This window comes from Spirillospora sp. CA-108201 (assembly GCF_050936235.1).
GTDB lineage: Bacteria > Actinomycetota > Actinomycetes > Streptosporangiales > Streptosporangiaceae > Spirillospora.
In genome coordinates this window covers 29,390-53,624 of record NZ_JBNJNE010000002.1, presented here as the reverse complement: position 1 = coordinate 53,624, position 24,235 = coordinate 29,390, and the positions used below count along the sequence as shown (strand labels likewise).

Annotated in this window: 26 protein-coding genes and 3 tRNA genes; 10 read left to right on the top strand and 19 right to left on the bottom strand. The window is 73.6% G+C overall.

The annotated features are described in order from the left end of the window. Positions 1-108: 108 nt before the first annotated feature. Complete coding sequence (locus tag ACQEU6_RS46130) at positions 109-1,254, bottom strand: TDT family transporter (RefSeq protein ID WP_499328382.1); 1,146 nt, start codon at positions 1,252-1,254, stop codon at positions 109-111. Between the two features lie 93 nt (positions 1,255-1,347). Between ACQEU6_RS46130 and ACQEU6_RS46125 the strand changes: the two genes are divergently transcribed. Then, on the top strand, positions 1,348-2,262 hold the full coding sequence (locus ACQEU6_RS46125; protein ID WP_499328380.1) for a LysR family transcriptional regulator: 915 nt from the start codon (positions 1,348-1,350) through the stop codon (positions 2,260-2,262). Between the two features lie 205 nt (positions 2,263-2,467). On the opposite strand, the gene ACQEU6_RS46120 is transcribed toward ACQEU6_RS46125, so the two are convergent. Beyond that, complete coding sequence (locus ACQEU6_RS46120) at positions 2,468-3,076, bottom strand: YceI family protein (RefSeq protein ID WP_499328378.1); 609 nt, start codon at positions 3,074-3,076, stop codon at positions 2,468-2,470. An 86-nt stretch (positions 3,077-3,162) separates the two neighbouring features. Between ACQEU6_RS46120 and ACQEU6_RS46115 the strand changes: the two genes are divergently transcribed. The 6 genes from ACQEU6_RS46115 to ACQEU6_RS46090 all read left to right on the top strand — a co-directional run bounded on the left by ACQEU6_RS46115 (position 3,163) and on the right by ACQEU6_RS46090 (position 6,801). Next, positions 3,163-3,966, top strand: a complete 804-nt coding sequence (locus ACQEU6_RS46115; RefSeq protein ID WP_499328376.1) for a universal stress protein — start codon at positions 3,163-3,165, stop codon at positions 3,964-3,966. 158 nt (positions 3,967-4,124) lie between these two features. Further along, entirely contained in the window at positions 4,125-5,099 is a 975-nt protein-coding gene (locus tag ACQEU6_RS46110; protein WP_499328374.1) for a CHAP domain-containing protein, read from the top strand. A gap of 45 nt (positions 5,100-5,144) precedes the next feature. Continuing rightward, positions 5,145-5,217, top strand: a tRNA-Gly gene (locus tag ACQEU6_RS46105). Between the two features lie 27 nt (positions 5,218-5,244). Next, positions 5,245-5,315: transfer RNA gene (locus ACQEU6_RS46100), tRNA-Cys, on the top strand. A 14-nt stretch (positions 5,316-5,329) separates the two neighbouring features. Continuing rightward, positions 5,330-5,401, top strand: a tRNA-Val gene (locus ACQEU6_RS46095). Positions 5,402-5,994: 593 nt separating this feature from the next. Next, a complete protein-coding gene (locus ACQEU6_RS46090) occupies positions 5,995-6,801 on the top strand; it encodes an alpha/beta fold hydrolase (protein ID WP_499328372.1) in 807 nt (268 codons plus the stop codon). On the opposite strand, the gene ACQEU6_RS46085 is transcribed toward ACQEU6_RS46090, so the two are convergent. Further along, a complete protein-coding gene (locus ACQEU6_RS46085) occupies positions 6,747-7,157 on the bottom strand; it encodes a RidA family protein (protein WP_499328370.1) in 411 nt (136 codons plus the stop codon). The genes ACQEU6_RS46090 and ACQEU6_RS46085 overlap by 55 nt on opposite strands. 77 nt (positions 7,158-7,234) lie before the next feature. Further along, complete coding sequence (locus ACQEU6_RS46080) at positions 7,235-9,280, bottom strand: right-handed parallel beta-helix repeat-containing protein (protein WP_499328369.1); 2,046 nt, start codon at positions 9,278-9,280, stop codon at positions 7,235-7,237. Positions 9,281-9,478: 198 nt separating this feature from the next. On the opposite strand from ACQEU6_RS46080, the gene ACQEU6_RS46075 reads away from it, so the two are divergent. Continuing rightward, entirely contained in the window at positions 9,479-10,351 is an 873-nt protein-coding gene (locus tag ACQEU6_RS46075) for a DMT family transporter (protein ID WP_499328367.1), read from the top strand. A 15-nt stretch (positions 10,352-10,366) separates the two neighbouring features. On the opposite strand, the gene ACQEU6_RS46070 is transcribed toward ACQEU6_RS46075, so the two are convergent. The 3 genes from ACQEU6_RS46070 to ACQEU6_RS46060 all read right to left on the bottom strand — a co-directional run bounded on the left by ACQEU6_RS46070 (position 10,367) and on the right by ACQEU6_RS46060 (position 13,409). After that, positions 10,367-11,410 (bottom strand): NAD(P)-dependent alcohol dehydrogenase, encoded by a 1,044-nt coding sequence (locus ACQEU6_RS46070; protein ID WP_499328365.1) that lies wholly within the window; start codon positions 11,408-11,410, stop codon positions 10,367-10,369. Positions 11,411-11,489: 79 nt separating this feature from the next. Then, the gene (locus tag ACQEU6_RS46065; RefSeq protein ID WP_499328363.1) at positions 11,490-12,200 is read right to left on the bottom strand and encodes a TetR/AcrR family transcriptional regulator; all 711 of its coding nucleotides are present in this window, start codon (positions 12,198-12,200) and stop codon (positions 11,490-11,492) included. Positions 12,201-12,287: 87 nt separating this feature from the next. Continuing rightward, positions 12,288-13,409 (bottom strand): NAD(P)/FAD-dependent oxidoreductase, encoded by a 1,122-nt coding sequence (locus tag ACQEU6_RS46060; protein WP_499340702.1) that lies wholly within the window; start codon positions 13,407-13,409, stop codon positions 12,288-12,290. A gap of 81 nt (positions 13,410-13,490) precedes the next feature. Here ACQEU6_RS46060 and ACQEU6_RS46055 point away from each other — a divergent pair, with 81 nt between their 5' ends. Further along, positions 13,491-13,895 carry a helix-turn-helix domain-containing protein gene (locus ACQEU6_RS46055; protein ID WP_499328361.1) on the top strand — a complete coding sequence of 135 codons (405 nt, stop codon included), beginning with the start codon at positions 13,491-13,493 and terminating at the stop codon, positions 13,893-13,895. A gap of 8 nt (positions 13,896-13,903) precedes the next feature. On the opposite strand, the gene ACQEU6_RS46050 is transcribed toward ACQEU6_RS46055, so the two are convergent. Continuing rightward, complete coding sequence (locus ACQEU6_RS46050) at positions 13,904-14,506, bottom strand: ClpP family protease (RefSeq protein WP_499328359.1); 603 nt, start codon at positions 14,504-14,506, stop codon at positions 13,904-13,906. Then, complete coding sequence (locus ACQEU6_RS46045) at positions 14,503-15,132, bottom strand: ClpP family protease (protein ID WP_499328357.1); 630 nt, start codon at positions 15,130-15,132, stop codon at positions 14,503-14,505. Before ACQEU6_RS46045 ends, ACQEU6_RS46050 begins: the two co-directional genes overlap by 4 nt. Positions 15,133-15,346: 214 nt before the next feature. On the opposite strand from ACQEU6_RS46045, the gene ACQEU6_RS46040 reads away from it, so the two are divergent. Beyond that, positions 15,347-15,730: a hypothetical protein gene (locus ACQEU6_RS46040; RefSeq protein WP_499328355.1), complete on the top strand. Its 384-nt coding sequence runs from the start codon at positions 15,347-15,349 to the stop codon at positions 15,728-15,730. Between the two features lie 3 nt (positions 15,731-15,733). Here ACQEU6_RS46040 and ACQEU6_RS46035 read toward each other — a convergent pair whose 3' ends face one another. The 10 genes from ACQEU6_RS46035 to ACQEU6_RS45990 all read right to left on the bottom strand — a co-directional run bounded on the left by ACQEU6_RS46035 (position 15,734) and on the right by ACQEU6_RS45990 (position 24,179). Beyond that, positions 15,734-16,693, bottom strand: coding sequence for a catechol 2,3-dioxygenase (locus ACQEU6_RS46035; protein WP_499328354.1), 960 nt, complete (start codon positions 16,691-16,693; stop codon positions 15,734-15,736). After that, positions 16,690-17,748: a 4-oxalomesaconate tautomerase gene (locus ACQEU6_RS46030; protein ID WP_499328352.1), complete on the bottom strand. Its 1,059-nt coding sequence runs from the start codon at positions 17,746-17,748 to the stop codon at positions 16,690-16,692. The genes ACQEU6_RS46035 and ACQEU6_RS46030 overlap by 4 nt, the downstream gene beginning before the upstream one ends. Beyond that, positions 17,745-18,443: a 4-carboxy-4-hydroxy-2-oxoadipate aldolase/oxaloacetate decarboxylase gene (locus ACQEU6_RS46025; protein ID WP_499328350.1), complete on the bottom strand. Its 699-nt coding sequence runs from the start codon at positions 18,441-18,443 to the stop codon at positions 17,745-17,747. The genes ACQEU6_RS46030 and ACQEU6_RS46025 overlap by 4 nt, the downstream gene beginning before the upstream one ends. After that, on the bottom strand, positions 18,440-19,204 hold the full coding sequence (locus ACQEU6_RS46020) for a PIG-L deacetylase family protein (RefSeq protein ID WP_499328348.1): 765 nt from the start codon (positions 19,202-19,204) through the stop codon (positions 18,440-18,442). Before ACQEU6_RS46020 ends, ACQEU6_RS46025 begins: the two co-directional genes overlap by 4 nt. A gap of 43 nt (positions 19,205-19,247) precedes the next feature. Next, positions 19,248-20,081, bottom strand: a complete 834-nt coding sequence (locus ACQEU6_RS46015; protein WP_499328346.1) for an ABC transporter ATP-binding protein — start codon at positions 20,079-20,081, stop codon at positions 19,248-19,250. Position 20,082: 1 nt separating this feature from the next. After that, a complete protein-coding gene (locus ACQEU6_RS46010) occupies positions 20,083-20,865 on the bottom strand; it encodes an ABC transporter permease (protein ID WP_499328344.1) in 783 nt (260 codons plus the stop codon). Then, the gene (locus tag ACQEU6_RS46005; RefSeq protein ID WP_499328342.1) at positions 20,862-21,683 is read right to left on the bottom strand and encodes an ABC transporter permease; all 822 of its coding nucleotides are present in this window, start codon (positions 21,681-21,683) and stop codon (positions 20,862-20,864) included. Before ACQEU6_RS46005 ends, ACQEU6_RS46010 begins: the two co-directional genes overlap by 4 nt. Further along, a complete protein-coding gene (locus ACQEU6_RS46000) occupies positions 21,680-22,636 on the bottom strand; it encodes an ABC transporter substrate-binding protein (RefSeq protein ID WP_499328340.1) in 957 nt (318 codons plus the stop codon). Before ACQEU6_RS46000 ends, ACQEU6_RS46005 begins: the two co-directional genes overlap by 4 nt. A 235-nt stretch (positions 22,637-22,871) precedes the next feature. Continuing rightward, positions 22,872-23,045 (bottom strand): hypothetical protein, encoded by a 174-nt coding sequence (locus ACQEU6_RS45995; RefSeq protein WP_499328338.1) that lies wholly within the window; start codon positions 23,043-23,045, stop codon positions 22,872-22,874. Between the two features lie 156 nt (positions 23,046-23,201). After that, positions 23,202-24,179 (bottom strand): GlxA family transcriptional regulator, encoded by a 978-nt coding sequence (locus tag ACQEU6_RS45990; protein ID WP_499328336.1) that lies wholly within the window; start codon positions 24,177-24,179, stop codon positions 23,202-23,204. Positions 24,180-24,235: the final 56 nt, after the last annotated feature.

Here is a 24,235-nt window from a genome sequence, read left to right as displayed (position 1 = left end):
GGCCTCCAGATAGTAGAACGTTCAATTATCCTACCGAACCCCGGCCCCCCGGCGAGTATTCCTGCCGGGGGGCGAGGGCGCCTTGAGGGCCGGAGCCAGGCGGCGGGGCTAGGCGGCGGGGAGCGGCCTCAGCGGCGCCGGACGCGGCACGGCGGGCAGGAAGAGGCGCCCGCTGAGCGCGCCCCGTACCGTCTGGACGCCGGCGACCGCCCAGGCCGTGACGAGGAGGACGTAGAGGAGCACGGCCACGTCGGTCAGCGCGTCCAGGCCGGTGATCCGCGCCAGGCCCGACGCGCCGGTCACGCACGTCCCGACCGGGAAGGTGAACGCCCACCACGTCATCGCGAACGGCATGCCGCCGCGCAGCGCCCGCAGGTTCGCGGTCGCCGCGATGGCCAGCCAGAGCAGCGCGAAGCCCATCACCGGCGCGCCGTAGAGGACGGCGAACGCGCGCATCGCCGCCGCGTATCCGGGCGCGGCCTGCCCCGCCGCGTTCGCCATCTGCACGACGGCCGTGGTGGACTGCCCGAGCGGCCCGAGCACGAGGAACAGCGTCGGGGTGAGGGCGACCGGCGACGGGGGGCCGCCTGCCAGCCGCGCCCAGATGCCGGGCAGCAGGACCAGCGTGGCCAGCAGGCTCGCGCCGAACAGGCCGTAGCAGCCGAACAGCAGCGTGGCGCGGGCCTGCCCCTCCGGCAGGTGCGGGACGAGCGCGGGCCCGAGCGCCGCGGCGACCATGGGGGCGACGACGGGCAGCAGCCAGGTCGGGTTCGCCGGTCCCGGCCTGTGCCGGGTGATCATGAGGTAGGGGACGCCGGCGGCGGCCAGCACGGCGTAGAGCGTCCCGAGCGTCCAGAGGACGGCGTCCAGGGCGACCGCCGTCCGGGCGCCGAGCACCTCGGGGCCGAGCATGAGCGTCCCGTAGCCGACGGCGAGCATCGCCATCGGCGGGCAGCCGTAGAACACAGCCGTGGCGGGGTTGTCCAGGAGCTGGGACCGCGCCACGTCCGCGTGCCGGGCGAAGTGGACGGCGCGCGCCGCCATGAGCGCGAGGAGCATGAGCAGCGAGCCCGCCCAGACGGCCACCGCGAAGGCGTGCAGGCCCGGGACGTCCACCGGCAGAGCGTTCGCCCCGTTCGCGACGATCGACGTGCCCATCACGGCCGCGTACCAGTTGGGGCCGAGGTGCCGGAACACCTCGGTGGGGCGGTCGAGCGCGCCCAGCAGGGCGCGGTTCGGGGTGGGGAGGCTCATGGCGTCCAGCCTCCACCGCGTTCACCCTCATCAGTAGAGGTCATGACCCTATGAGGTCATAAATCGGTCCTATGGGTCCGTAGAATCGCGGTCATGGCCGTCTCGCACCGCGTCCCCGACCTCGGCGCCCTCGAACTGCTGCTCGCCGTCGTCCGGCTGGGCAGCGTCGGGCGCGCGGCGGCCGAGTTCGGCGTCACCCAGCCCGCCGCCAGCGCCCGGATCCGCTCGATGGAGCGGCTGATCGGCGTGGCGCTGCTCGAACGGTCGCCGCGCGGCTCCCGTCCCACCGAGGAGGGCGCGCTGGTCGCCGAGTGGGCCCGGCAGGTGGTCGCGGCGGCGGAGGCGCTCGACGCCGGTCTGGACGCGCTGCGCGAGCGGCGCGACGGGCGGCTGCGCGTCGTGGCGAGCCTCACGGTCGCCGAGTACCTGATGCCGGGCTGGCTGGTGACGCTCAAGACCGTCCGCCCGGGCGTCGCGGTGACCCTGCGCACGGCCAACTCGACCGTGGTCGCCGAGCAGGTGCGCGGCGGCGGCGCGGACCTCGGGTTCGTGGAGGGGGCGCGCACGCCGGCCGGGCTGCACGGCACCGTCGTCGCCACCGACCGGCTCGTCGTCGTGGTCGGCCCGCGGCACCCCTGGGCGCGGCGGCGCTCCGGGGTCCCGGCCGCCGAGCTGGCGCGGACGCCGCTCGTCCTGCGCGAGGAGGGGTCGGGGACGCGCGAGGTCCTGGACCGGGCGCTGGCCGCGCACGGCGGGACGGCGGCGCCGCTCCTGCAGCTCGCGTCCACCACCGCGCTCAAGGCGGCGGCGGTCTCCGGCGCCGGCCCGGTCGTGGTGAGCGATCTGGCCGTCGCCGACGAGGTGGCCGCCGGGCGCCTGGTCTGCGTGCCCGTTCCCGAGCTGGACCTAGCGCGCCCGCTGCGCGCGGTGTGGCCGGCCGGCCAGCGCCCCGCCGGCCCCGCCCGCGACCTGCTCGGCCTGACCCGCGCCTCCCGCGCGGGCGGCTAGGCTGTGTTTCCAGAGTCCCGGCCCACTCCGCTCGCCCAGCGGCTCGCTGCGTGACCGGGCCTGGGGCGAACGCGGCGTCGCTTCGCGATCTACCCGGTTCCGCTCGCCTCCGGCATCGCTCCACCGGGCAGGTCACGCGTTCGCGCGCACGGCCGAGGACCACTTCGAAACAGGCCCTGGCGCGGCGCCGGGCCGGGCCGGGCGATCAGCGGTCGAGCGGCGCCTCGGCGCCCGGACGGGGGGCCTCGGCGGCGGCGAACACGGTCTGGATCTCCAGCGCGATCGCGATCTCGTCGCCGAGCATGACCCGGTCGCCCTGCAGCGGGATGTTGAACTCGATGCCGAAGTCGCGGCGGCTGATGGTCGCGGTCGCGGTGAAGCCCGCGCGGACGCCGCCCCACGGGTCGGAGCCGACGCCGTGGAACTCGGCCAGCAGCCGGACCGGGCGGGTCACGTTCTTGATCGTCAGATCGCCGTACAGGTGGTAGCGGGGGGTGCGGGCGCGGCGGCCGACTTTGGCACGTTCCACACCGGTCGCGGCGAAGCTCATCACCGGATGGCGGCGCACGTCGAGGAAGTCGGCGGAGCGGACGTGCTCGTCCCGCTCCGCGCTGCGGGTGTCGATCGAGCCCATCCGGATCTCCGCGCGGGCGGTGGAGTCGAGCGGGTCCTCCCCGATCACCACTTCGCCCTCGAAGTCCGGGAACGAGCCGCGCACCGTCGTCATCAGGTGCCGGACCGAGAACGTGATCTCGGAGTGGACCGGGTCGATGGACCAGCGGCCGGCTTCGAGCTCGGGCACTTCGCCACCCATCAATCCTCCCAAAAACTGACAACCCGGCAAAAATACCCCAAAGGTCACTCTGGTCTGTCCGGGCCCTCAGGGGGAATGCTTCGGACATGATCGGTGAACACGTGCTCGCCGGGTACGTCCCCGACGCGGGCGGCCGGGAGGCACTCGACCTCGCCCGCGGGATCGTCGCGCTGACCGGCGGCCGGCTGAGCGTCGCGACCGTCCATCCGCCGGACCTGCCGGCCGCGGCCGGCGAGGCCCGCGCCCTGCTGGAGCAGGTGGCCGACCTCCTGGACGGGGAGCCGGCGGACCTGCTCGCCCAGGAGGGCCGCAGCGTCGGGCGCGGCCTGACCGTGCTCGCCAGCCGGATCGGCGCCGACCTGATCGTGGTCGGCTCCCCCGAGGGCGGCGCCCGCGGCCGGATCGGCGTCGGCGCCGCGGCCGACCACCTGCTCCACTCGGCGACCGAGGCCGTGATGCTCGCCCCGTCCGGCCACCGGCCGCCGGACGAGCTGGCCCGGATCACGGTCATGTACGTGCGGCGGCCGCAGTGCGACGAGGCGGTCATCCGCGCCGCCCAGGCCGCCGAGCGCCTGGAGGTGCCGCTCCGGCTGGTCACCCTGGCGATCGGCGACGTCAACCCCGAACCGCTCCGTGACGACCTCGCCCTCGCCATCCGGCTCGCACTGGACTCCGCCGACCTCCTCCCCGAGGACGTCACCGCCGACGTGGCCGAGGGGGACGACGTCGCGGACGCGCTGGAGGACGTGGACTGGCCCGACGGCGAGCTGCTGGTGTGCGCGTCCAGCGAGGACGCCGCAGCTCACCGCGTCTTCCTGGGCGAGGTGGCCCTCAAGGTCCTGCGCGCCGCACCCTGTCCGGTCACCGTCCTCCCGCGAGGCTACTACTGAGTAGCCCCTTTTGACCGTTTCCGCGGAATCGGTTGCCGCCCACCGTTTACCTCGGCTACATTCCATCGAGATCGGAACGTGACCTTCGACCGGGGTGCGTTCCGTCCCCCGGGTCGGGCGCCACCTCGCCCGAACGAGCGAGGCGCGTCAGGAGCGAGATGGACCCGATCGGCAAGAAGCTGCTCGACATCGCCACGAAGGAGCTCGGGTACACCGAGAAGGGCGACGGCTACACCAAGTTCGGCGAGTGGTACCGCAAGAACCTCGACGGCGACCACGACGAGTACTTCTCGACGGCGCCCTGGTGCGACATGTTCCTCGCCTGGGCCGCCGACAAGGCCGAGGTCACCGGCCAGGCCGGGCAGTTCGCCTCCACGGTCGACCATGCCAAATGGTTCGAGAAGAACGACGCCTGGGGCCACGACCCCGAACCCGGCGCCATCGTCTTCTACGACTGGAACGGCTCCGGCGACATCGACCAGATCGACCACGTCGGCATCGTCGAGAAGGTCGACGGCCACACGCTCCACACCATCGAGGGCAACGCCGACGGCTACAAGCTCATGCGCAAGACCCGCGACATGGACTCCGTCGTCGGCTTCGGCTACCCGTCGAAGATCAAGGTCGAGGCCAAGTACACCCCCAAGCACGCCGCGCCCGCCCCCACCGTCGACCAGGTCGGCGACCCCGCCGCCACGACGCGCACCCACGAGCAGCAGCACGCCCCCGCCGCCGCCCCCGAGCACGTCCCCGCCCAGGAGGTCGTCCTCGGCGGCATCCTCGCCTTCGTCCTGTGCGGCACCGTGGCCCTCGCCGCCGGACGCGCCGCCGCCGCGAAGGCCCCCACGTCCCCGCCCATCCGCGTCCGCAAGCGCGGCAAGCACCACCGCCCCGCCACCCCCGTCGCCCTCCCCGCCGACGTCACCCCCGCCGACCTCGACGCCGCGGACGCCGGCACGACCCTGATGCCCGCCCTCTCGCTCGCCGCCGCCCACGAGGCCGAGGACCGCGAGTTCTGGGGCCGCATCGCCCACCTCGAAGAGGACGGCGAGCTCGACTTCTGGAACAACCTGCACGCCGAGCTCACCGACTCCGCGACCGACCGGTACGCAAGCACTCCAGGATTCCGCTAGAGTTGTTCGTGCGAGCCCGGGGGGCGCGACCCCCCGGAACAGCACGCGGACGTGGCTCAGTTGGTAGAGCATCACCTTGCCAAGGTGAGGGTCGCGGGTTCGAATCCCGTCGTCCGCTCTGAGAGGCCCCGTCAGGCCTCGCTCTGGTGGAGTGGCCGAGAGGCGAGGCAACGGCCTGCAAAGCCGTGTACACGGGTTCAAATCCCGTCTCCACCTCGCAGCACACGCAAGGGCGATTAGCTCAGTGGGAGAGCGCTACCTTGACACGGTAGAGGCCACTGGTTCAATCCCAGTATCGCCCACGAGTCGGGCCACCCTGGTCGGCGCGGAGCGCCTTCCCCGGTGGCCCGCAACGCTTTCCTGAGGGGCGACCCCCAGACCCCCGAGTCGGGCCACCCTGGTCGGCGCGGAGCGCCTTCCCCGGTGGCCCGCAACGCTTTCCTGGGGGGCGACCCCCAGACCCCCGATGTGGGGGACTCCGTCCCCCACGCCCCCTGCGCGCGGGCCGAGCTTTTGGGGACGTCCTCGGGGATCACGTGGATTGGCTCCCTCTTTTGCTGCGGCGCATCCCTTCCCTTGCAGCGGTGCATTGCTACGCACAATTGGGCTCGCGTGGGTGGCCTACCTTTTCTGGGGCGTTGAGGCAGTGCGCGCCCATTCCACTGGCAGTGCCTGGGCTGGTTCGCGCTACACGTTCCGAACTTGCTTGGCTCGCCTGCTCGGATCGTCCGATCGTCCGTGCTTCTCATACAGGTCGAGTTCAGAGGCGGGTTGACTCTCACATCGGTGTGAGGTTCTAGCGTCCCTTCGAGGCGGCGCTTCGGTGGTGCCGCAGCCTCATGGAGGGAGATATCGGATGTCCGGTGCGTTGGGTGGGTCCGGTTTTGGTCGTGTGGTGCGTGGGTCTGGGCCTGGGCTGCTGCTCGCCCATGGGGCCGGGGGCGGGATCGACGCGAACTACGGGCCCATCATGGATGTGCTGGCCGCGGGGCACACCGTCGTCGGGCCGGACTTTCCCGGTAGCGGGCGGACGCCTCGGGCCGACGGGCCGCTCTCGCTCGACGCGCTGGCCGATGAACTGGTCGGCGCCGCCGTCGAGGAGGGGGTGGAGACCTTCGCGCTCTCCGGGTTCTCGCTGGGCTGCCCGGTCGCCGTCCGGGCAGCCGTCCGCCACCCCGACCGCGTCACCGCCCTGGTGCTCACCGCAGGGTTCGCCCACCCCAATCCGCGGTTCCTGCTGGCGGCCCGGTTGTGGCGCGACCTGCTTCGCCGGGAGGACCGGGAGGGGCTGGCCCGGCTCATGTCCCTGATCGGGCTCAGCGCCCCGGCCGTGGACGCTCTCAGCCAGGACGAGCTCGACGCGGCCGTCAGGACGGGTGCGGCCACCCTTCCTCCCGGCACTCCCGAGCACGTCGAACTGATCATGGAGGGCGTCGACGTGCGCGGCGACCTTCCCGCACTGGCCGTGCCGACGCTCGTCATCTCCACCACGCTCGACCAGCTCGTCACCCCGCCCCACCACCGGGAGCTCGCCGACGGCATCGCCGGGGCGCGCTACGCCGAGATCGCGACCGGGCACCTTCCCTTTCTCGAACGACCGCAGGAGTGGGCCGCCCTCATCCACGACTTCCTGGAGCAGCGCCGACCTCAGGAGTCCAGCACGGCGGCTACGGCCTCGATCTCTACCAGCTGGTCGTGGTAGCCGAGGACGGTGACGCCCATCAGGGTGCTCGGGACGTCGTGGTCGCCGAACGCGTCGCGGACCACCTGCCAGGCCGCCACCAGGTCCTCCTGCCGTGGGGAGGCGACGAGGACGCGGGTGCTGATGACGTCGTGCAGGGCCGCGCCGGAGTCGGCCAGAGCGGTCCGCAGGTTCTCCAGGGCCTTGGCCGCCTGCCCTGCGTAGTCGCCCACCGCGGCGGTGGAGCCGTCCTCGTTCAGCGGGCACGAACCGGCGAGGAAGATCAGGCGGGCCTCCGCCGGGGCGGTCGCCGCGTAGGCGTACTCGGCGACGGAGGACAGCGACGCGGAGCGGATCAGGGTGACGGCACGGGGCATGGGCGTTCCTCCGGTGTGAGACGGTCTCCCACCTTGTCAAAGGTCGCCGCGGTGGTCGAAGTGTTTCCTCGGCCGACTCAGCGTTGCGGCTGCGGGGTGAACGCCGCCGCGCGGGCGTAGAGCTTGTACAGCTTGAACCGGCTCGCGAAGGACAGGCCGCAGGCGTTGTCGAGGACACTGGTCGCCTTCTGGTTGCTGAGCGTCGTGCCGCGCGCCCCGGGATGGTCGATCTGGCCGCCCATGAACACCTGCATCCTGGTCAGCATGTGGTCGCGCCGGCCGGCGTTCATCCCGTGCCAGGAGTGGCAGGTCACCGCGGCGAGCAGCGCGTCGTCGAGTTCTCCCGTCGCGCCGTGGTCGTGGCCGTCGGCGGGCGCCGCCCTCCCCGCGGTCGGGGACTTGAACCAGGGGCATGGGCCGCCCGGCTTCAGGTCGGACATGCAGACGAACAGCTCCGCCTCGTTCCCGAGGTTGCCGAGACCGATGCTCAGCCAGGGGAGCCTGCCGTTCAGGCAGTCGGGCAGGTTCTTCGGGGAGCCGGTCGCGTTGCCGTTGGAGTACCAGCAGTTGCCCACGTTGCCGGGGAAGGCGTCCCACCAGAAGTCCACGCCGTTGCCGGACATCGTGTTGCCGTGGAACGAGTTGCGGTGGGACGTGGACAGCTTCAGCGGGTCGCAGCCGGTGATGGGGCCGTTCCCCGGCCCGCAGACGAAGGCGTCCGGGACGGCGAACAGCATGGCGCCGCGCCTCCGGTTGTCGCGGAATCGGTTGTCGCGCACGACGTTGTCGTCGCCGCCCGCGATCCACATGCCGGTGCCGACGGGGACCGGCACCGTCGGCACCACGTCACTGCCCGGCAGGTAGGGGTTGAAGTTGTTGGAGAAGAAGTCGTTCTTCTCGATCAGGTCGCCCTGCTGCGGGAACCCGGGGTGCCCCGCCGCGGTGAACACGTCGGTCGTGAAGCCGAGCCCGTTGTCGTAGAAGTTGTTGTGGTGCAGCCACGTGCCGCTGCCGTCCGTGCCGGAGTAGCCGCTGGTGTTGTGGTGGGAGTCGCAGTAGCGGATCTCCTGGCTGTAGCGCGCCGTCGGATACACCTTCGGGTCGCGGCCGGCCGAGGTCTTGGCGCCCGAGCCCGGATAGAGCCCGGAGTCGCCGTTGCCCGCCGCCTCGCAGTTCTGCATCACGCCGTGGTCCTCGACGAAGGTGAGCACGCCGTACTCCCCCGCGTAGAAGGTCTTGAAGCGGTCGAGCAGGTAACCGTTGCTCTCCAGCACGTAGATGTCGTGCTCCTCGGCGTGCCGGACGGTCACGTTCCGCAGCACGAAGCCGTCGGCCCGGTCGGCGCGGATGCCGACGTCCTTCGCCGAGCGGCGCGGGCCGCCGTTGCCGGACGAGGGGTCGCCGGCCTCCACCACCACGTCGTCCGCGCTGACGCCGGACCCCTCCAGTTGGAGGTTGCAGCGTAGGCACGCGCCCCGGTTGGGGATGCCGTGCCGGTCGACCAGCGGCGGGTCCGGGTCCTTGCCGGAGCCGGGCGAACGGCCCAGCACGGCGATGAGGTTGGCGTCGTTCTGGCACCTGTACTCGCCGAGGTAGGAGTAGGCACCCGTGCTCAGCTTGTACGGGTCGCACGCCTTGTCGTGGGTGGGCTTCGCACGCGAGGTGGGCTCGGTGTAGACGCCCGGCAGGACCACGACCCGGTCGTTGTTGCCCGAGTCGGTCACCGCGGGCTGGATCTCGCCGTACCGGCACCGCGCGGCCAGCGCCCGGTTGATCCGCGTGAGCTCCCGCGCCTCCGCGGCGCTGAACCGCCGGTGGTCGCGCGGCCGGATGTCGTAGCCCGACTTCCGCGCCCGCCTGATCGAGGCCTCCAGCCGCTTCAGCGAGTCGGGGCGGCACACCACGCGGGTCGTACCGCCCTTGGTCGTACCGATGGCCGAGGCCAGGCTCCTGGCCTTGGGCACCGCGCCGCCGGCGCACGGGCTGACCGAGCAGTCCGGCCCGGGCATGGGCCAGTACGAGGGGCGCTCGATGTGCGCGTCCGCGCCCGCGGCCAGCCCGAGGGCCAGCACGAACGCGGCGGTGACGACCAGCCAGAGCCTGCCGGGAAACCGTCTGCCCATCAGTCGACCCTCGTCCCGGGGGCCCCGCCAAGCGCTTGCTCTTCTCACGGCCCCACGAATCACGAAATTTGAATGAGATTCACGTTCAACCTGCCATGGGGAGGCCGGAATATCCCGCTCGACGTCCACAAGCGGTCACCGCTCCCCCGGCGGGAGGGCGCGAGTACGATGGCGCCGCACTCGGGGGGAGGTCGGCTGGTGAACGGTTGGGCCCTCTCGCTCGTTCTCGTCGCCGCCGTGGTGCACGCGTTCTGGAACTTCTCCGCGAAGCGGGTCGGCGACGGCGGGGCGCCGTTCGTCTTCCTCTACTACACGGTCTCGGCCGCCGTGTTCGCCCCGGCGGCGGCGGTCTTCCTGGCGCTGGACCCCCAGCGTCCGCGATGGACGTGGCTGCCGGCGGCACTGGTGACCGCGATCCTGCACGTGGCGTACGGCATCGTGCTGCAGCGCGGGTACGCCGTCGGCGACCTGTCGGTGGTCTATCCCCTGGCCCGGGGCACCGGGCCGCTGCTGTCGGTGCTGGTGGCCGTCCTCTTCCTCGGGGAGGACCCCGGCCTGCCGGGCCTGGTCGGCGCGCTCCTGGTGATCGCCGGCGTGCTGGTCGTGAGCAGCGGCGCGCCGGCGGAGGGCGGCGCCTCGCCGGCGCGGCGCCGCGCGGGCGTCCTCTACGGCGTGCTGACCGGGGTCATGATCGCGGGCTACACGCTCTGGGACGCGCATTCGGTGACGGGCCTGGCGGTACCGCCGCTGGTCTACTTCGGTTCCGGGGCGCTCGCCCAGAGCCTGCTCCTCGCGCCGTACGCGCTGCGGGACAGGGCGAGGACCGCGCGGCTGTGGCGCGACCACCGGCGCGAGGCGCTCACCATCGGCCTGCTGTCGCCGGTGGCGTACCTGCTCGTGCTCTTCGCGCTCCGGATCGCGCCGGTCAGCCTGGTCGCTCCCGCCCGCGAGCTGAGCATCGTGCTCGGCGGGCTGGCCGCGTGGCGGGTCCTCGGCGAGGCGAACGCCGTCCGCCGCCTGGCGGGCTCGGCCGTGGTGCTGGCCGGGATCGCCGCCATCGCGATGGCCTGATTCCCGGGCGGACGGTCAGAGGGCGATGGCGACCTTGCCGCGGGCGTGGCCGCGTTCGAGGTAGCGCAGGGCCTCCGGGAGTTCGGCGAACGGGTAGGTCCGGTCGATGACGGGCGTGACCCGCCCCTGCTCCATCAGCCCGGCCAGGAACCGCAGGTCCGCGGAGTTGGGCTTCCAGGCGACGGAGTCGATGCGCTGGCGGACGAACGGAGAGGCCAGCGCCCCGCGGACGATCTGCCCCGCCGGGCCCAGCAGCCCGCCGCGGGGCGAGGCGATGCCGCCCACGATCACCAGCGTGCCGCGGGAGGTCAGGCAGCGCCGCAGCGCGGCGAGCGACCGGTCGCCCACGATGTCCAGGAGCAGGTCGTACCGCCCCTTCCGCTCCGTGAAGTCCTCGCGGGTGTAGTCCACCACGTGGTCCGCGCCCAGGGAGCGGACGAGTTCGAGGTTGCGGGTACTGCACACGCCGGTGACCTCGGCGCCGAACGTCTTGGCGAGCTGCACGGCGAACGTCCCGATGCCGCCGGACGCCCCGTTGACGAGGACCCGCCGGCCGGCGGAGATCCTCCCCGTGTCCCGCAGCCCCTGCAGCGCCGTGTGCGCGGCCATCGACACCGACGCCGCCTGCTCGAAGGTGAGGCGGGCGGGCTTGACGGCCAGCCGGTCCTGCGGGACGGCGACGGCCTCGGCGAACGAGCCGAGCCGGACCTCTCCGAAGACCTCGTCGCCGGGACGCAGCCCGGTCACCGCGTCGCCCGTGCGCTCCACGACACCGGCGAGGTCGGCGCCGAGGACGAGGCCCGGCCTCGGCCGCCGCAGCCCGCAGCTGAGCCGCACCAGCTTCGGGTCGGCCCGCAGGTGGCGCCAGTCGTAGGGGTTGACGGACGCCGCCCGCACCCGCACGAGCACCTCGTCCCGCGCGATTCCGGGCTCGCCGACGTCCTTGAGCGCCAGCACGTCGGGCGGACCGTAGCGGTCCCAGGTCCAGGCCCTGACGGTGTCCCCGTCCGCCGGAGGAGCGGGAAGCGGGCCCGTCGTCGTACGTCGTAAGGTTCTCATACGCCGTAAGGTAATCGTACGCCGTAAGGCAGTCAAGGGGAGGGCGGGGCGGACTTCTGGCGAGGGGTGGCCGGAGAGGTCAGGCGCCGGCGGCGCGGCGCCGCTCCAGCCCTTCGAGGATCAGGTCGAGGGCGAACTCGAACTCGAACTGGTCGTCGCAGAAGCCCAGGGTGCCGCCCGGGTCGTCGTGGACGGCGTCCGCCAGCATCCCGGCGAGGTGGGGGAACCGGCCGGCCATCTGCTCCATCACCGCGGGATCGCCGGCGGGCTGGGCGTCGCCGGGCTGGAACAGCTCCTGGGCGAACCCGAGCGCGCGGCTGCCGAGGACGTGCAGCGCGCGGTGGGCCAGGTCGAAGGAGAAGCCGCCCGCCCGCAGAAGTCCGACGACCTCGTCGTAGTACGCGATGACGACCGGGTTCATGGTGGTGCGGCCGCCGAGGAGCTGCGGGGCCCAGCGGTGGCGGAGCAGGACGTCCCGGGCGGCGAGGATCCGCGCGCGCAGCGCCGCCCGCCAGTCCCGCTCGGGGGGCGGCGCCCCGGCCTCCCGCACCGCCGTCATGATCTCGTCGAGGACCACCTCGACCACGCCGTCGAGGACGGCCTCCTTGTTGGCGACGTGGTGGTACAGCGACATCGCCTCGACCCCGACCTCCTGCGCGAGCCGGCGCATGGTGAGCGAGTCGAGGCCGTCGCGGTCGGCGAGGCGCACCGCCGCCCGCAGCACCCGCCCGCGGCTCAGCGGAACGCGAGGCCGCTCGGTCACCTCGTCGGCGTCGGCCCGTGGGCTCATCGGTTCCCCCTCCCGCGCCGCACTCTATCCGTACACGGTAAGTCTCCCGCGAGCCCAGGCGGACCCGCGCTGATCGGCGCGCCCGGCCTACTCGCGTCTGGCGCGATCGGGGCGGTAGGGGGCCAGCGCGGGGGACGGGCCGCCGGTGATCTCCTGGGCGATCAGGGCGGCGAGGTGGGGGGCGAGGGTGATGCCGCTGTGGGTGACGGCGGTGTAGAGGCCGGGGCGCAGGAAGCCGATGAGCGGGTAGCCGTCCGCAGGCAGGGGGCGGACGCATCGCCGCACCTCGGCGACCTCGGCGGTCAGGGTGGGGATGAGCGCACGCGCGCGGGCGAGCAGTTCGCCGCCGACCGCCCGAAGGAGCGCCGGGGAGGCGGACTCGTCGACTCCGGCGTCCAGGTCGTCGGCTTCCAGGGCCAGTCCCCCGGTCTCCGCGGGCCGGGCGGACAGGGCCGGGGCGTGGACGAGTCCGTGGAGGGCGCCCGGCGCCGCGGAGGTGGTGGCGACGAGGCACGGGGCCGCCGAGCCCGGCTCGGACGGGTCGACCAGCGGGAGGGCGACCCCGGCGGTGGCCAGGAGCGCCGTGCCGTGCCGCCCCGCCGCGCAGACCGTGAGGTCGGCGTGCAGATCGCGGCCGTCGTCGAGCCGTACGCCGGTCACGCGGTCGCCGTCGGTGTTGAGGCGGACCGCGCGGTGGCCCGTCACCAGGTCGGCGCCGGACTCGCGGGCGCGCCGGGCCAGCTCCCGCGCGGCGGGGCCCCCGTGCAGGTGGGCCTCGACAGGGTAGTGCGCGATGAGCGCGTCCGGCGGTGCGGTGACGTGCGGCTCCAGCGCGCGGAGGCGGTCGGAAGTGATCAGGTCGGCGGCGTAGCCGAGGCCGGCGAGCCGTGCGACCCTGTCGGCCAGCCTCTCCTTCGCGGCGGCGGCGACCGCCCAGGTGACGTTGCCCGACGGCCGGTACCAGGCCGGGGCGCCGAAGCCGGCCGCCAGGTCGCGCCAGGCGGACATCGCCGCCGTCCGGAACCGGTGGTAGGCCGGGTCGGCGGGGTCGTTGGCGTTGATCCAGGCGTAGCTCGTACCGGACGTGCCGGCGCCGGGCCCCTCCCCCTCGACCACGGTGAGGCGCACGGGGGCGCCGGGCGCCGGGCGGGCGAGCCGGTCCGCCAGCGCGGCCCCGATGATCCCCGCTCCCACGATCAGCACGCGCATGCCCTCAGGATCGCAGGCCCCGCCGTTCTGCGGTGGGCGGAATCCCTGGGGCCCCCGGCGCGGCCGATCTACGATGGGCGCATGGCCGAGACCGTGCGACCGCTCACGCCTGCCGACGACATGCCCGCCGACGAGACGCCCGGCCCGCGGGCGCCTCGCGAGCCGTCCGAGCCGTCCGCGGCGTCCCCCGCGGAGCCGCTGTGGCGCGACGCGCTCGGCCGGTGCCTGCGGCGCCTGCGCATCGAACGCGGCGAGATCCTCGTGGAGACCGCCCGCCGCGCCGGCGTCTCGCCGCAGTACCTCTCGGAGATGGAGCGCGGCGTCAAGGAGCCGTCCAGCGAGATGATCGCCGCGGTCGCCGGAGCGCTGGACGTGACGCTCGGCGACCTGACGCTCGCGATCGCGACGACCCTGCTGGCCGTGCCGGCCGGGGCGGCCGGCACGGCCGGCCCGACCTGTCACGCGGCGTACGCCCTGGCCGCGTAGGCGGTCCGCTACGCGGGAATCGGCTGCCGCTCCTCGATCACGTGGTCGATGAGGCCGTACTCCAGCGCCGTGCCCGCGGTGAACACGCGGTCGCGGTCGGTGTCGGCGCGCAGGGTCGCGACGTCCTGCCCGGTGTGCCGGGAGAGGATGCCCTCGATGTCCGCGCGCACCCGGACGACCTCGTCCGCCTGGAGGATGAGGTCCGGGATCGCGCCCCGGCCCTGCCCCATCGGCTGGTGCAGGACGACGCGCGTGTGCGGGAGCGCCGCGCGCTTGCCCGGGGTGCCCGCCGCGAGGAGGACGGCGCCGACCGCGACCGCCTGCCCCACGCACGTCGTCGCCACCTGCGGCCGGATGTAGCGCAGCGTGTCGTACACGGCGAGCATCGCGCTCGGGTCTCCCCCCTCGCAGTTGATGTACAGCTGGATGTCGCGCTCGGGGCTGTCGGACTCCAGGAAGAGCAGCTGCGCGACGAGCGCGTTAGCGACGCCCGCGTCGATGGCGGTGCCGAGATAGATGATCCGCTCGGTCAGCAGGTGCGAGTAGACGTCCATGACGCGTTCGCCGCGGGGGTGCTGCGCGATGACGTTCGGGATCGTGTAGGTGCTCATCGGGAGGCTCCCTCGGACGGGGCGCCGAGCCCCACGGGCCGGCGGCGGGCGGGCATGACCTCGTCGAACGTGCTGACGACCGCGTCGACGAAGCCGTAGTCGAGCGCTTCGCGCGCCGTGTACCAGCGGTCGTGCAGCGAGTCCTCGAAGATCTGCTCGATGGGCTGGCCGGTGTCCTCGGCGATGAGCCCCAGTACCGTGTCGCGGGTGTGGCGCAGGTCGTTGGCCTGCAACTCGATGTCGACGGCGGCCCCCGCGATCCCGGCGGAGCCCTGGTGCATCAGCACGCGGGAGTGCGGCATGGCGCGGCGCTTGCCCGGGGTCCCCGACGACAGCAGGAACTGGCCGGCGCTGTAGGCGATGCCGAGGACCAGCGTGGCGACGTCGCACGGGATGAGCCGCATGACGTCGCGGATCGCCAGCATCGACGGCACCGACCCGCCGGGCGAGTGGATCCACAGCGCGATGTCGGTCGAGGCGTCCTCCCGCGCCAGGATCATCATCTGCGTCGCCAGCAGCGTGCCGTTGTCGTCGTCCAGCGGGCCGTCGAGGACGAGGACGCGCTGCTGGTAGAGCTCGCGCCGCACTCGTTCGTTGAACAACGGGATTGCCTGTTCCTCGCTCATGCCCTTCACTCTGCGCCGGCCCGCGCACTGGTCACAGCCTGTGCTGCTCTGGGCGGATCCGCCCAGAGCAGCGCGGCCCGCCCCCGCCGGCGGGCTCGCGCGGCGTATTTGCGCACACGAGGGCATGTCGCCTGGTCAGCGCGGGTATCAGGAGGGTTCGGACGAGAGACCGGGACGGACGGCGGGGGGAACCGTGCGCGAGGAGACCAGCGGCGTGGACGCAGGGACGGACGTCGAGCGGCGCGTCCAGCGCGTCGGCACGGGCGCGAGCGACCGGCCGGGAAGGCTCGGGACCGAGGCCCGGCCGAGCGGGAACGAGGCGGAGGACGACATCCGCGAGCGCGTCCGGCACCTGGGGACGGGCGGGCACGGCGACGTCGGGGACCGCGCACCGGAGTCGGCGGGCGAGCGGGCCCGCGCCGACGTGGAGCGGCGCGTCCGGGGCGTGGGGACGGGCGCGAGCCGGGCCGCCGGGACGCTCGGGTCGGACCCGGCGCCCGACACCGGCGACGCGCGCAGGGATGTCGAGCGGCGCGTCCGGCACCTCGGGACCGGCGCCAGCGGCACCGCCGGGGACGCGACGCGAAGCGAGCCGTGAGCGTCAGGTGGCGGGGGCGTCCACGGGCGGGGTGCCGTGGGTGTGGAAGGACTCGATGGTCTTCAGCCCCCACGCCTGGCCCTTGGCGCGTTCGGCCTCGGTCCAGGTGATGGTCCTCCAGTCCGGGGCCAGGATGAGGCGGGCGCAGGGGTTGCACAACTCGATCCGGTTGCCGCCGGGCTCGTAGACGTACAGGAAGAACGTCTGCTGGATGGCGTGCTTGTGCGGGCCGGTCTCGATGAAGACGCCGTCGTCCAGGAAGATGTCGGCTGCCCGCAGGATGTCCTCGCGGGTGTCGGTGGCGAACGCGATGTGGTGCAGGCGGCCGTTGGAGCCCGTCCAGTCGCGCGTGTAGACGAGGTCGTAGGACTTGTTGGTGAAGGTCAGCCAGCGGGCGCCGATGGTGCCGTCGTCCAGCCGGATCTGCTCGGTGGGATGCCCGCCGAGGACGTCGCGGACGAATCCGGTGCTCGGCTCCACCTCGGCGGCGAGGAAGTTGACGTGGTCGAGGCGGCGGACGCAGACGCCGCGCGCCGGGTAGGCCTGCGCCTGGTTCTTCAGCGAGGGCCTCAGCTCCGGCGGCGCCTCGTACCACTGCGACTCCCAGTAGATCTCCAGCTCGTGGCCGTCCGGGTCGCGGAACACGTAGGTGGGGCCGATGCCGGGGTCGCCGTCCCGCCAGCCGATGCCGAGCCCGGCCTCCTCGATCGCCCGGACGCGCCGTTCCAGGGCCTCCTGGGAGGACGCGCGCAGCCCGGTGCGGCGGATGCCGGACGTGGTGTGCGCGGTCAGCTTGAGGGTGTGGTGCTCGTAGTCGTCCCAGGTGCGCAGGTACACCGAGTCGCCCTCGGCGCCGACCTCGGTGAGGCCCATGACGCGGGTGAAGAACCCGAGGCTCGCGTCCGGTTCGGGGGTCAGCAGCTCGGCGTGCGCGACGTGCGCGATCTCGTGTCTGGTGCTCATGCGGGACTCCGGGGGAAGACGGTGCCGTCGAAGAGTTTGCGGGCGGTGCGGACGATGCCGGCCCGGCGCGGGGACGTGCCGTCGAGCTCGACCTCGACGTCCAGCCGTCCGGCGGGGTGCTCGACGCTCATCGGCGCGCCGGGCGCGGGGAGCCGCGCCATGTCGCGGCCGACCGCGCCGTCCAGGAGCAGCGCGGTGGCGACGCTGACGGCGCCGAGCACGCCGATGGAGGCGTGCGGGCGCAGCGGGATGAAGGTGCGGGTGCAGATCGTCCCGCCGTCGCGGGCGGGGGCGACCAGCGTGGTCTTGGGGACGGGGGCGGCGGAGACGTCGCCGAGGCCCATCAGCTCGCCGGCCCGCAGGCGCAGCGCCTGGATCCGCTCGCGCAGGCCGCCGTCGGCGGCGAGCTCGTCCGGCGTCTCGTAGCCGGTGGCGCCGAGGTCGCGGGCGGCGGCGACCACGACCGGCATCCCGTTGTCGACGCAGGTCACCTCGACGCCGCCGACGGCGTCCCGGACGCTGCCGGTGGGCAGCAGCGCGCCGGTGGCCGAGCCCGCGGTGTCCTCGAAGTCCAGCACGACCGGCGCGGCGGCGCCGGGCACGCCGGAGATCGCGGTGCCGCCGTCGTACCGGACGGCGCCGCCCGGGGTCGCGAACCGGGCGGTGGCGACGCCGCCGGAGTTCACCATCAGGACGCGGACGGCCGCGTGCTCGCCGCCGGGCGCGACGAGGCCGCGTTCGACGGCGAAGGGCCCGACGCCGGCGAGGAGGTTGCCGCAGTTCTGCCGGTCGGAGACCGTGGCCTCCTCCACGCCGAGCTGGAGGAACAGGTACTCGACGTCCACGCCGGGCCGGCCGGAGGGGGCGACGACGGCGACCTTGCTGGTCAGCGGGTGGGCGCCGCCGATCCCGTCGATCTGCCGCGGGTCGGGCGCGCCCATGACGCGCAGGAGCAGGTCGTCGCGCTCGCCCGGGTCCGCGGGCAGGTCGGCGGCGAGGAAGTAGGCGCCCTTGGAGGTGCCGCCCCGCATCAGCATGCAGCGCACGCCGTTCATGACTCCTCGTACTCCTCGTAGGGGACGTACTCGACGCCCAGTCCGGGGAGCCGGTCGCGGAGCCCGTACCGGTCGAGGCCGAGCCGCCCCTCGCGGAACGCCGCGCGGGTCGCCTCCTCCTTCTCCGCGCGCGCCCGCGCGGCGGCGACGGCGCGGGGCACGTCCTGCCGGGCCACCCGCACCACGCCGTCGTCGTCGGCGAGGATCGCGTCGCCGGGACGGATCGTCTGCCCGCCGATGGCGATCGGCACGTTGACGGCGCCGGGCGTGGCCTTCACGGTGCCCTGCGCGCTGACGGCCGCCGACCACACGGGGAAGCCGATGCGGTGCAGGTCGGCCACGTCGCGCACCCCCGCGTCGATGACGAGGCCGCGGACGCCGCGGTGCTGGAGCGCGGTCGCGAACAGCTCGCCGAACATCCCGTCGGTGGACGGCGAGGTGGTCGCCACCACCAGCACGTCCCCGGCGCGGCACTGCTCCACCGCGACGTGGATCATCAGGTTGTCGCCCGGCCAGGACAGGACCGTGACCGCCGTCCCGGCGATCCGCGACCCGAGGTGCACCGGCCGCAGGGAGGGGCCGAGGCAGCCCGTCCGTCCCATCGCCTCGTGGACGGTCGCCACGCCGTGCCCGGCGAGCGCGTCGACGTGCGCGAGGTCCGCGCGGGGCGGCCCGGTGACCACGATCGTCCTCATGCCAGCACGTCCGTGGTCTGCGGGTACAGCCGCACGTACGCCTCGGCCATGGTGTCGTGGGCCAGACCGAGGTTCGGCCCGGCGTTGCGCTTGAACTGGACACCGCGCCGCCTGGCCAGGTCGGTGTAGTAGTCCCACATGTGCCGCTGCGCGGGCAGGCACTCCATCGCCTTGCGCTTGCGGTCGAAGACCGGCGTGATGTCGAGCAGGACGTCCGGCTTGAAGTCGCACTGCTCCGGCTGGTGCGGCTCGAAGAAGAACACCGGGGGCGCGCCGAGGGGCTCGCCCGGCGCGTCGTACCCGATCGCCTGGGCCAGCACCCGCGCCTGCAGCGCCATCCGCGCGGCGGCGGGGTGGTCGCCGTTGTAGGGGTCGGACGGCGTGTGGGTCAGCACCACGGCGGGTTCGAAGTCGCGGTACACCCGCACCAGCCGGTCGACCAGCCCGGGTGTCTCCGGCAGCGGGTAGTCGCCCGCGTCCACGAACTCGATCCCGGCGCCGAGCTCGGCCGCCGCGGCCTCCGCCTCCGCGCGGCGCAGCGCCTTGATCTCGTCGAGGCCCCTCCCCTCGCGCCAGGCGCGCGCGGACTCCCCGCGCTCCCCGTAGCTGAGGCACACCACCTTCGCCCGCTGCCCGCGCGCGGACGCCAGCGCGATCGCGCCGGCGGCGCGCCACACGAAGTCCCCGGCGTGCGCGCTGACGACCAGCAGCGGACCGGCGGCCGGCGCCTTCTCCGCTCCCACCGCGTTCTCTGGACTCATCGCAACCTTTCGTCGACACGTGTCGGTGTGGATACGGGGCGCGTCACGCGTCCGCCGGCCGGCCGCCGCCCTTCGCCCGCTGGACGAGCCGGTAGACGCGGGCCCGCAGTTCGGTGAAGCGCGGGTCGGAGCGGGTGGCGAGCTGGTCGCGCTCGTCCGGCAGGTCGATCGCGACCTCCTCCAGCACGACCGTCGGCGGGTTCGACAGCACGACGACGCGCTGCCCGAGGTAGACGGACTCGTCGATGTCGTGGGTGACGAACAGGACGGTCACCCCGAGCCTGCGCCAGAGGGCCCGGACGAGGTCTTCGAGGTCGGCGCGCGTCTGGGCGTCGACGGCGGCGAAGGGCTCGTCCATCAGCAGCAGGCGCGGCTCGTAGGCGACCGCGCGGGCGATGGCCACGCGCTGCTGCATGCCTCCCGACAGCTGCCAGGGGTGGGCGTCGTGGACCCCGGACAGCCCGACGGCCTCCAGCGCCTCCCGTACGAGCCGCTGCCGTTCCGCCTTCGGGACCCTCCTCTCCTTCAGCGGGCGTTCGACGTTCTGCCGCACCGTCATCCAGGGGAACAGGCTGCGGCCGTACTCCTGGAAGACCACGGCCATGCCCGGGGGCGGGCCCGTGACCTTCCGCCCTTCGAGCACCACCTCCCCGGACGTGCATCCCAGGAGCCCGGCGACGCATTTCAGCAGGGTGGTCTTGCCCGCGCCGGAGGGCCCGACGATGCAGACCAGCTCCCCCGTCCCCACGGAGAAGGTCAGGTCGCGGACCGCCTCGACCCCGCGCCCCCTGCTCTCGTAGACCTTCCTCAGGCCGCGGACGTCCAGCAGCGCCGTGGAGGTGTCCGGGCTCTTCGCGCCCGTGGGCGTGGCGGTCATCTCAACCCTCCCGCTGCGACCGGCGCAGGCCGGTGTACCAGTCGAGCAGCCGGGCCTCCACGAGCTGGAAGATCCCCGACAGGGCGATGCCGACGAGTCCGAGCAGCAGGATCCCGGTCCACATCTGCGGGATCGAGAAGCCGCGCTGGAACTGGATGATCGTGAAGCCGAGCCCGTCGCTCGCCGCGAACATCTCGCTGACCGCCATCAGGATGATGCCGATGGACAGCGCCTGCCGCGCCCCCGCGGCGATCCGCGGGCTCGCGCCGCGCAGCACCAGGTGGACGAGCCGGGAGCGCGGGCGCATGCGGTAGCACCGGGCGGTGTCGCGCAGCACCTCGTCCAGGGCGCGCACGCCCTCCACCGTGTTCAGCAGGACCGGCCAGACGCATCCGGAGACGATCACCATGATCTTCATCCCGTTCCCGATGCCGGCGAACAGCATCAGGATCGGCACCAGCACCGGCGGCGGGATCGCCCTGAAGAACTCCAGAACCGGTTCCAGGAAGGCCCGCAGGACGCGCACGGAGCCGATCGCGACACCGAGCGCGACGCCGAGGAGCAGCGCGAGGAGGTAGCCCGCGAGCAGGCGGGCCAGGCTGGGGAGCACGTCGGCGGTGATCCGGCCGTGGAACCAGGTGTCGTCGAACGCGCCGGCGATCCGGCTCAGCGGCGGCCAGAAGAAGTCGGTGCTGCCCGCCGACGCCGCCCACCACGCCCCGACCAGCAGCGCGGGCACCGCCACCGCCGCCAGGAGCCTGCGCAGGAGCCCGGGGACGGTCACGAGACCACCTCCCGGCGGACCGACGGGTGCCATCGCAGCACGCGGCGCTCGACGGTCCGCGCGAGCACGTTGACGAGCACGCCGATCAGGCCGACCACGATGACCAGCGCGTACATCGACGCGACCGCGCCGGAGCCCTGCGCCACCGCGATCTGCCGGCCCAGCCCCGGCGACCCGATCACGAGCTCCCCGGTGATCTCCAGGATCAGCGCCACCGCCGCGCCCAGCCGGAACCCGGTGACCACGTACGGCAGGGCGGTCGGCCAGATCACCGTCCGCACCCGCGCCGGCGGGCGGAACCGGTACGACCGCGCCGTCTCCCGGGCGACCGGGTCAACGTCCCGCACCCCGTACAGGACCTGCACCAGGACCTGCCAGAAGGAGGCGTAGACGACGAGCAGGAGCGTCGAGCGCGTCCCGGTCCCGTACAGCAGCACCGCCAGCGGGATCAGCGCCACCGACGGGATGGGGCGCAGGAACTCGATCGTCGAGGCCAGTGCCTCCCGCAGCACGGGGACGCCGCCGATCAGGAGGCCCAGCGCGACGCCCGCCGCCATCGCGACCGCGAGGCCGAGCGCCCAGCCGCGCAGCGTCTCCAGCAGCGCCTGCCAGAAGGCCGGCGTCCCGGCCTGCTCGGCCAGCGCCGAGACCATCACGCTGAACGGGGGCAGGAAGCGCTCCTCCACCAGCCCGGCCCTGGGCACGGCCTCCGCGATCGCCATGAGGCAGGCCAGGCCGGCGAGGCCGAGCGCCCAGGCGGGCACGGGACGGCGGCGCCGCGCGTCCCGGCCGCTCCCCGTCGCGAACGCGGCCGTCACGGCAGCAGGCCCTCGGCGTCGGGGGCCTGCTTGATCAGGCCGTCCCGCACGGCGAGGGCCGAGAGCGTGTCCAGCGACGCGCGGTCGACCCGCGCGGGGTAGGTCGGGAGCGTGAGCGAGCCGGTCAGCGCTGGATCGATCTTGGTATAGGAGCCGAGTACCTTGCGCACGGCCTCGGGGTTGTCGGACGCGTACGCGAGCGACCTGCGCATCGCCGCGGCGAACTTCTTCACCAGCTCCGGCCTGGCGGCGGCGGTCTTCTGGGAGGTGAAGTAGGCCGCGATGGTCAGGTCGGGAGCGGTGTCCACGTAGTTGGACGCGACCAGCCGCCCGCCGTTCTTCAGCGCGGTCGTCAGGAACGGCTCGACGACCTGGACCGCGTCGACGTTCCCCTTGTCGAGGGCGGGGAGCATGTCCGGGAAGGCCAGTTCGGTGAACCTGACGTTCCTCGCGTCGCCTCCGGCGGCGCGGATCGAGGCCCGGACCGTGGTGTCGTTGATGTTGTTCAGGGTGTTGACCGCGACCCGCTTCCCGGCGAGGTCCTTCGCCGACCTGACCGGGCTGCCGGCCTTGACGACCACGCCCCCGAAGTCCTTGCCCCTGACGCCGGTCGAGCCGGCGCCGGGCGCGACGACCTTGAGCGGCAGGCCCTTGGAGCGCGCGAGGATCAGCGAGGTGTAGTTGCTGAACCCGAAGTCGACCTGGCCGCTGACGACGGCCGGCACGATCGCGGCGCCGCCCTGGGCGGGGACGAGGTCCGGCTTCAGCCCCTGCTCGGCGAAGAAGCCCTGCTGCCTCCCGAGGTAGATCGGCGCCACGTCCACGATCGGGATGACGCTGACCTTCACCGGGACGGGGCCGTCGCCGGACGCGTCGGAACCGCCCCCCGCGGTTCCGCACGCGGCGAGCAGGAGAGCGGAGGCGGCGGCCGCGGCCGTGCGGATTCTGATCACGGGGCTTCTCCAGGACGGTGGGGGCGCCGCCGGGGCACCGCCGGCGTGTCGGCGATGCTACGAATCCGCAGACAAGATTGTCAACAATTTGTGCGCGAAAGTGGCCGCATGGATTGCATGCCAGATTGTTGACATTCTGGAGGTCCGGGCGCCCCCGCACCCGGCGCTCGCGTCGCCGAGGCCGGTGCGGGGGCGCGGGTGCCGGGCGGCCGACCGGAGGGGGCCGCGCCGTGGGTCAGGAGGGGTCGGACGCGGTGAGCGGCGACCGGGCGGCCGATGTGGGCGAGGTCGCCGCGGTGAAGGAGGCGTAGCGGGCGGCGGCGTGGCACGGGAGCCCGCCCGCCTGGTCGCCGGCAGGGTCCTCGGGCGTGCGCGCCTGGTCGCGGTGGGGCTGGTCTGAAAGTGGCATGTCTCGTCTCCCGAGGCGACCGAAGCAATCGGTCCGCTCGCTACCGCCCCGACCTCGATCTAAACATCCCCCTGGTGTGCGAGGTGCTCGATCGCGCGAACCGGCCGCCCCGGGTTCCGGCGCCGCTCCGCGCTGGACGGCGAGGCCGCGGGCGGCTCACCGCGCGGTGCTCCGGGTGGTCGTCTGCGTGGCGCGGTAGTGGGACGGGGAGACGCCGTACAGGCCGCGGAACGCCTGGCGCAGCGCCTCCTCGCTGCCGAACCCGCAGCGGGACGCGATCGTCTCCACGGTCAGGGACGTGCCGGTGAGCAGGTGCGCCGCCGCCTCGCCGCGCGCCCGCCGCACGAACCGCCCCGGGGTCATGTCCAGCTCGGCCAGGAAGAGGCGGGACAGATGCCGCCGGCTCACCCCGGCCCGGGCCGCCAGGGCCGCCGCCGACAGGTCCGCGGCCGGGTTCCCGGCGATGTGCGTCACGGCGTCCCGGACCAGCGAGCTGCGCGCCGAGGGCGCCGTGAACATGCTCATCTGGGCCTGGTTGCCGGGCCGCTGCAGGTACGTCACCAGTTGCCGCGACACGCTCCGGGCCAGTTCCGGGCCCACGTCGGACTCGACGAACGACAGGGTCAGGTCCAGGGCCGCGGTCACGCCGGCGGACGTGCAGACCCGCCCGTCGGACACGAAGATCGGCCCGCTGTCGAAGTCGACGGCCGGGAACCGGCGCGCCAGGAAGTCGGCGTGCTCCCAGTGGGTCGACGCCCGCCGCCCGTCCAGGAGCCCGGCCGCGGCGAGGACGCCGGCGCCGGTGCACACCGACGCGACGCGGCGCGACTCCAGGCCGAGCCTGCGCACGTGCGCGACCAGCCGGCCGTCCTCCATGGCGTCGACGTAGCCGATGCCGCCCGACACGACCAGCGTGTCGAGCGGTCCCGCGGCGCGCTCCAGGGACTGCTGCGCCTGGAGCGTCAGGCCCGTCCCGGTGTGGATCGGCCTGCCGCCCGGCGAGGCCAGCGAGACCTCGTACACGCCGCGCCGGTTCAGGAAGTTGGCCACCTGGAGCGCCGAGACGACGCAGGCGATGTCGAGCAGTTCGGCCGCCGGGTAGCCCACCACGAGGACGCGCCGCAGTTCGTGCATACCGCCACGGTATTGCCCGTCAACGCGCCTATGCCCTATGTCCGATAGACGGCCAC